Origin of the sequence: Vibrio sp. (genome assembly GCF_047973365.1) — a bacterium.
Classification (GTDB): domain Bacteria; phylum Pseudomonadota; class Gammaproteobacteria; order Enterobacterales; family Vibrionaceae; genus Vibrio.
Genome location: NZ_JBKEBW010000121.1, coordinates 22,264 through 28,767 on the forward strand (window position 1 = coordinate 22,264; position 6,504 = coordinate 28,767).

Consider the following 6,504-nt stretch of genomic DNA (forward strand, 5'->3'; position numbering starts at 1 on the left):
CAGGTGTTAAGGCTGTTGCAATGTCCATTTATACGTTTCGCTCTGTTAAGGAGTGGTTTCCTCAGTATTCAGTGCTTCCCATTTGGCCTAATATTCATACTGCCGCAACTATAAAGCCACAATTTACCTATAACAACTCAACCGATGCTCCAATGGAGCGTGAAATATCAAAAATTACCCATCCTGAAATAATGATCGTGCCTTCAACGACCCCCAATGGAATAGGCGTATTGTTAATCCCAGGTGGAAGCTACAAGAGAGTTGCGTTTGATAAGGAAGGCGTCGATACAGCCATTAATCTCAGTTCAAAAGGCTATACGGTATTTGTCATGACATACCGAATGCCTGCAGATGGTCACAAAGAAGGGAATCGAGTCTCTCTTGCCGATGCACAGAGAGCTATGAGAATTATACGTTCTCAGTCTGACCGTTGGGGGTTAAAACACCTTGGTGTAATTGGCTTTTCTGCTGGCGGACACGTCACTTCAAGTTTGGCAACCTGTTTTGAAATGGAAACCTATGAAAGTGTTGACGAGTTGGAATCAATCAGTGCCCGTCCTGACTTTTTCTCTTTGATGTATCCAGTCATAACTATGGATGAAACTATTGGTCACCCCGGCTCACGACTGCAACTACTGGGGAGTTCTCCTGATGAACACGCCCTGACGGCTTTTTCAACGGAAACCACAGTTTCTCCAAAAACACCACCGTGTTTCCTAGTCCACGCTAGCGATGATAAAGCGGTCAAAGTGGAAAACAGCCTTGTCTTTTGGCAAGTTTTGAAAGCCCATCAAGTCCCTACTGAGATTCACCTTTTCGAAAACGGTGGTCACGGTTTTGCTATTCGAGACACCATAGGTTTACCTGTTGAAGCTTGGCCACAGCTGTTCGACATCTGGGTAAAACGCCATTTTCACTAACAATCCCTATTAAGATTAATACTAGCTATAAAAGGATTTGAGATGCATTTTCCACTACACGAACCCATCTTGCCCGAAGAGACTTTTGTGCTGTCAGAAGGTGCACCTAATGAACTTCTCGGTGATTGGCCGGATAGGTTTTATGCACATATATCAAGACTGGAACTTCATTATTTTAAAGCCAAGCGCCCCGCTAAGGCTCAAGCTCTGGTGTTTGGTGGTGGCGGTTATCTGCAATTGATTCATGACAAAGAAGGTGTCGAAATCGCTCATTGGTTTAACAGTATAGGTATTGATGCGTATGTCGTCACCCATCGACTACCAGGGGCAGTTAACAAAGATGGCAGTATTAACAGCTTCGATATCGCCTTACAAGATGGGCTCCGTTGCTTAGAATTAATTAAACAGCGTTCCAGTTTGCCACTTATTCATGTAGGCCTTTCATCTGGCGGTCACACGGCTGGCGTAATGGCATGTCAAAAAGAGCCAGTAAGAGCAATTGGCGCAATGATTACATATGCTCCTATCAATGCAAATCATCACAAATATAAAGCGCCAGCAGGTAAACCTGATTATCCACCAGTTGAGAAACAGAACTTCTACGACGCTTGGTCAATCGGTATCCACTCCGAACCTCATGGCATACCGCCCATTCCTCTGTTCGTTGCTTACGCGCTCCATGATCAAGCGGTGCCGGTTGATCATGTTTTGAATCTCATTAAGACTGCACAAATCAATGGTAATGACGTTGAAGCTCATATTTATCCCGACGCACCACACGGCTTTGCACTAAGGGAAACGTTAGGAACTCATGCACAATGGTATAAGCTTGCTGAGCAATGGATAGATAAAGTTATCGAAGTATCTTAGTTCCAAACGAAGATTTCACCAAACCGAGTATGGTTTTAAACTCTGGAGCGCGGCAGTCCTTAACCAGTTCATAAAGACACATCTCAAGTGATGTGCGCTTTATGCCAGCGGAAGACATTTTTTCAATAGCGAGGGCTTTGTTACCCGCTTCACGCGAAGAAATGCAATCCACCACCAGATGAACTTCGTGTCCCAATTTTTTCAGACTCATAGCAGTTTGGTAAACACAGATGTGAGCTTCTATACCACAAATCAGCCATGCTTTTTTATCTGCAGCTTGGATATGTTCTATGAAGCTTGGCTCACTGCAAGCATCAAATGTGAACTTGGTGATAGGAGTTTGACCAACAAGTAAGCCACTGAGCTTTTCGACCGTTCTGCCCAGTTTTTCAGGATTTTGCTCTAACCAAACTATTGGCAATTCAAGCGTAAGTGCTCCAGAGAGTAACTTTGCACAGTTTGAAATCATCCGTTCACTGTCAGAGACCAAACTGGCGAGCTTGCCCTGCACATCGACCATGATAAGTCCTGTATCTTGTTTGTTTAGCACATCCACTCCTATTGTAAGATTGATTGAATCTTCCTTAAAGCATAGCCAAAGAAGACTCAATGGTTTTGCTAAAAGCATCGTTATTGACAAAGCAATGATTGAATCAGCAATTGCTCACACAAACCTTTACTCAAGCAACAGCAATCGTTGTGTAACACTACACACTGACTGACAATTCTTCTCTGAATTAACCAATATAATTTCTTTTTCTGACTTATAAGCCTCAATTTTAAACAAACAAATCCTTTAGTTTTTGTGTCAAGCCACACAAAAATAGGGGCTATTTTGCAAAAGATCTTGAAAGTTGCATTCTTCCAATTATCCTAACCTGAAATTGGTTTAAACCAGATTGAAAATTATGGACAAAACTAACAATGTTGAAATGACTCGTAATAACTTTGACAAATGGCTGACAGAGACCAAGTTACCCGCTGGCTCGAAGTTGCCATCAGAACGAGAGTTGTGTGAAAAGTTGAATACGAAACGAATGACTTTAAGACAAGTTCTGATAGAGCTTGAGGTTGAATCAAAAATCTTTAGAAAAAACAGAAGTGGTTGGTTTATTACACCACCTAGATTTATCTACGACCCCAAATCCTTATCTAGCTTTAGTGCTGAAGCAGTCAAGCAAGGTAGAAAACCTTCATGGGAATATCTAAATTTTTATTTATGTAAAGCTTCTGATTGCTCTTTCATCCCAAGTGGTTGGGAACAAGAAAACATACAAGTGATTACTGGTTGGGGGGGGCTTGATGAGCATAAAGTGTTTTATCACGAAACATATATTGACACTACTGTTGCACCTAATTTTATAAAAAAAATCGGTAAGCAAGCATTCTCTAAAGTATGGGAAAAAGAGTATGGCGAAGTTTTGTTAACAAACAAATTATGTTTTAAGCCTGTAAATATGCCAGAAAAAGCTTGTAAAGAACTTGGTGTTGCACCTAATTCCTTCGGAATATTAGTCGAAAAACACCGGGCAACGAAGGATAAAAGAGTTGTCCAAATTGATATGGAATATTGGAGATTTGAATCAGTTGAATTATCTATAGAAAATTTGTGAGGATATAGTGAACAATATAGAACCGTTATTACTATCAGAGCGTGCTAGTAATATACCATTATATTTACATGCTTATGCATATCATTTGAATATGAGGTTTGAGCGATTAGACCCTGTGGATTTGTTACAAATAGCATACAAAAACAACCTTAAAGGTTTAAAAATCCATGTTGAAGATGGAGAATCAAAATCTTTAAGAAAAATGGACAAAGAAAGCTTAAATTTATTTAAATCAAAAGCTAGCGAATATAATTTAGACATACATATAGAAACAAGTGCCTCAGATAAAGAAACATTGAATGAAGCTATTTATATAGCAGAATCTACCGGTGCAACTTCTGTTCGATTTTATCCTCGATACGAAGGTAAATTATACGATGTTTTGGCAAAGGTATCAGAAGATATAGATTATTTAAAACAGTTCGATGACTGCGGATTGACTTTCACAATTGAACAGCATGAAGATCTTAAAAGCCATGAGTTGGTTACCCTTGTGAAAAATAGTGGGATGAAGAATCTATCCATATTGTACGATTTCGCGAATATGGTGAATGCTAATGAACTTCCCCTGTCAGCTCTAGAGACAATGGCTCCATATATTACACAAGTACACATTAAAGACGCCAAATTATTAAAGGAAAATTTAGGATGGGGACATGAGGCTTGTCGAACTGGATACGGTGACATACCAATTAAAGACTTACTTATGAGATTACTTTTGTTAGGGAAAAAAGATAGGCAAGTAATCGCATTCGGTCTAGAAGAAGAAGTCGATTATTATGCACCTGCTTTTCGATTCGATGATGAAAAAGGAAACCCTTGGATTCCTTGGAGAGAAGCGAGTTTGACTCCATTACCTAAAGAAAGTGAACTTGAAATTAGGCTAGAATTAGAGAAACAACACGCTCTAGAACAAATAGAATATATCAAATCGCTATGTAAAGAACTTAGCCAATAATAATTATCTAACTACAATCTATAAATTATTCATAAGCCATATCATATGATTTGGCTTAGGTAAACTCGTACATAAAAACATTGGGAAATATTATGAAAATTGAAACAACTAAAGCTCCTAAAGCTATTGGACCATATTCTCAAGCAATTTCTGCTGGTGATTTTATTTTTGTTTCTGGCTGTTGCCCTTTTAACTCTGAAAATGGTGAAACGGTTGGCGACACAATAGAGACACAAACAACTCAAGCTATGAATAATCTTCGAGCTGTTGTTGAAGCATCAGGGTTAAAAATGTTAAATATTGTAAAAACAACCTGTTTTATTAGCGATATGAAAAACTTCCCAGATTTTAATAAAATTTATGCGGAATATTTTTTAAGTGGTGATTTTCCTGCTCGTTCTTGTGTTGAAGTTTCAAGATTACCTAAAGATGTATTAATTGAAGTTGAAGCCATTTTATGGAATAAGGAATAATAAAATGTTTATGAATAAATGGGTAAAATTATGCTTCCTTATTCTTGGTGGCGGAACTATTTTTAAACTATCTAGCATGAAAGATGTTTTCTATGTTCCAATGCAAGAAGATTGGGGACTAACAAACACACAAATCGGGTTGAGCTTTACTGTTTATACCATTGTACAAACATCGGGTTTATTCCTATCACTCTATTTAGCAGACCGTTATTCCAAAAAAATATTATTACCTGCTGGTTTGATTGGGGTTGGTCTGTGTGGATTATATTTATCTACACTACCATCTTTTACTGGATATCTTATTTGTTTCGCTGTAATGGCTTTTTTCGCTGATGTATTATATTGGCCTGTATTATTAAAAGCTGTTCGACTACTAGGTAGCCAAGAAGAACAAGGGCGAATGTTTGGATTTCTTGAAGCAGGTCGAGGAATTATCGATGTTATCGTAGCTTCAGGAGCCTTATTTGTATTTGTGCAATTCGGTGAAGGCAAAGTAGGTATGCAAGCCGGTCTTATTTATTACACATTAATTACCATCGTTATAGGTATTGTTACTTATTTCATAGTAGATAATGACGATAATATTGACAATAAAGATAGTAAAGAAGCTAATCTTGAAGTGATTAAAGGCATTAAAAATATCCTTAGTTGCCCTAATGTTTGGTTAGTTTCATTTGGTGTGTTCTTTGTTTACGCTGCATATTGTGGGCTTACTTACTTTATTCCATTCTTGAAGGATATTTATGCACTCCCTGTAGCATTAATAGGTGCGTACGGCATCATTAACCAGTATGGTCTGAAAATGGTAGGTGGACCTGTTGGTGGATTTTTAGCTGATAAGGTTATGAAATCCCCTACACTTTACCTTAAGTGGACATTTTTAATTTCTGCGATCGCTATGTTCTTGTTTATGCAATTACCGCATGAGTCAATGAATGTGTACTTAGGTATGGCTGCAACATTGGGCTTTGGTGCAATTATTTTTTCTCAAAGAGCGATCTTCTTTGCTCCGATGGATGAAGTAGGAACTCCTCGTAAATATGCGGGATCTGCAATGGTATTAGGCTGTATCATTGGTTATATGCCAGCGATGTTTGCCTACACGCTGTACGGTTGGATGCTTGATACTAATGAAGGTATTACAGGATACAACTATGTTTTCAGCACGATGATCGCGTTCAGTTTGCTAGGTTTTGTTTGTTCAAGTATCCTAGCGAAAAGAATTAAAAAGCGTAATGATGAGTTAAGTCTTGAATCCGTAAATACTTAATTTGATGTTATCGAATTAATTAACCAAAATCATCGTGATTGCTTTATTTTCAAATAGTCACTTAGATGTTTGAATCCGACATTCCGCAGCTAATTTAGGAATAAACTGCTTCATACAATTTCCCAAGTAATTTGAGTAACTGAGTTTGGTGGTCTCGCATACCAGTGGTAAACCGTTGTCCACCAAATTCAAGTGTATCTATGCCCTCAAATTTCAAGAACACCCAACGGGCTGTAGGTTTAGTCGTGGTCTTATTCTTAACCATGCTTGGGAAAAATTCTGGCTTATTCGCAAGTTGCTCGCGGATTTTGTGCTCAAGTCCGGCATAAACCAATAAGCTTAATGTCATTATCATGAGGAGCGATTCAATACGCTCTGGTTTCTTCAAATAAATTGAAGA

General features: G+C 38.3%; 7 protein-coding genes and 1 pseudogene. 6 read left to right on the plus strand and 2 right to left on the minus strand.

Annotated features, from left to right (window positions below; all coding sequences use genetic code 11):
• Positions 1-20: 20 nt before the first annotated feature.
• Both ACK5MF_RS15230 and ACK5MF_RS15235 read left to right on the plus strand, forming a co-directional pair.
• Positions 21-920 (plus strand): alpha/beta hydrolase, encoded by a 900-nt coding sequence (locus ACK5MF_RS15230; RefSeq protein WP_416923430.1) that lies wholly within the window; start codon positions 21-23, stop codon positions 918-920.
• A gap of 42 nt (positions 921-962) precedes the next feature.
• Positions 963-1,790, plus strand: coding sequence for an alpha/beta hydrolase (locus tag ACK5MF_RS15235; protein WP_416923431.1), 828 nt, complete (start codon positions 963-965; stop codon positions 1,788-1,790).
• Here the strand turns inward: ACK5MF_RS15235 and ACK5MF_RS15240 are convergent.
• The gene (locus ACK5MF_RS15240) at positions 1,774-2,340 is read right to left on the minus strand and encodes an isochorismatase family protein (protein WP_416923432.1); all 567 of its coding nucleotides are present in this window, start codon (positions 2,338-2,340) and stop codon (positions 1,774-1,776) included. The two genes, ACK5MF_RS15235 and ACK5MF_RS15240, sit on opposite strands and share 17 nt — an antisense overlap.
• Positions 2,341-2,698: 358 nt before the next feature.
• Between ACK5MF_RS15240 and ACK5MF_RS15245 the strand changes: the two genes are divergently transcribed.
• The 4 genes from ACK5MF_RS15245 to ACK5MF_RS15260 all read left to right on the plus strand — a co-directional run bounded on the left by ACK5MF_RS15245 (position 2,699) and on the right by ACK5MF_RS15260 (position 6,104).
• Positions 2,699-3,403 carry a GntR family transcriptional regulator gene (locus ACK5MF_RS15245; RefSeq protein WP_416923433.1) on the plus strand — a complete coding sequence of 235 codons (705 nt, stop codon included), beginning with the start codon at positions 2,699-2,701 and terminating at the stop codon, positions 3,401-3,403.
• 7 nt (positions 3,404-3,410) lie between these two features.
• On the plus strand, positions 3,411-4,361 hold the full coding sequence (locus ACK5MF_RS15250) for a sugar phosphate isomerase/epimerase family protein (RefSeq protein ID WP_416923434.1): 951 nt from the start codon (positions 3,411-3,413) through the stop codon (positions 4,359-4,361).
• 92 nt (positions 4,362-4,453) lie between these two features.
• Positions 4,454-4,834, plus strand: a complete 381-nt coding sequence (locus ACK5MF_RS15255) for a RidA family protein (RefSeq protein ID WP_416923435.1) — start codon at positions 4,454-4,456, stop codon at positions 4,832-4,834.
• 4 nt (positions 4,835-4,838) lie between these two features.
• The gene (locus ACK5MF_RS15260) at positions 4,839-6,104 is read left to right on the plus strand and encodes an MFS transporter (RefSeq protein WP_416923436.1); all 1,266 of its coding nucleotides are present in this window, start codon (positions 4,839-4,841) and stop codon (positions 6,102-6,104) included.
• 94 nt (positions 6,105-6,198) lie between these two features.
• Here the strand turns inward: ACK5MF_RS15260 and ACK5MF_RS15265 are convergent.
• Positions 6,199-6,504: pseudogene (locus ACK5MF_RS15265) on the minus strand (IS1634 family transposase); the annotation flags it as partial.

Excerpts from the sequence above, each read along its gene's own strand:
- ACK5MF_RS15255 (WP_416923435.1), top strand. The coding sequence starts at position 4,454 with ATGAAAATTGAAACAACTAAAGCTCCTAAAGCTATTGGACCATATTCT.
- ACK5MF_RS15260 (WP_416923436.1), top strand. The coding sequence starts at position 4,839 with ATGTTTATGAATAAATGGGTAAAATTATGCTTCCTTATTCTTGGTGGC.
- ACK5MF_RS15235 (WP_416923431.1), top strand. The coding sequence starts at position 963 with ATGCATTTTCCACTACACGAACCCATCTTGCCCGAAGAGACTTTTGTG.
- ACK5MF_RS15245 (WP_416923433.1), top strand. The coding sequence starts at position 2,699 with ATGGACAAAACTAACAATGTTGAAATGACTCGTAATAACTTTGACAAA.
- ACK5MF_RS15230 (WP_416923430.1), top strand. The coding sequence starts at position 21 with ATGTCCATTTATACGTTTCGCTCTGTTAAGGAGTGGTTTCCTCAGTAT.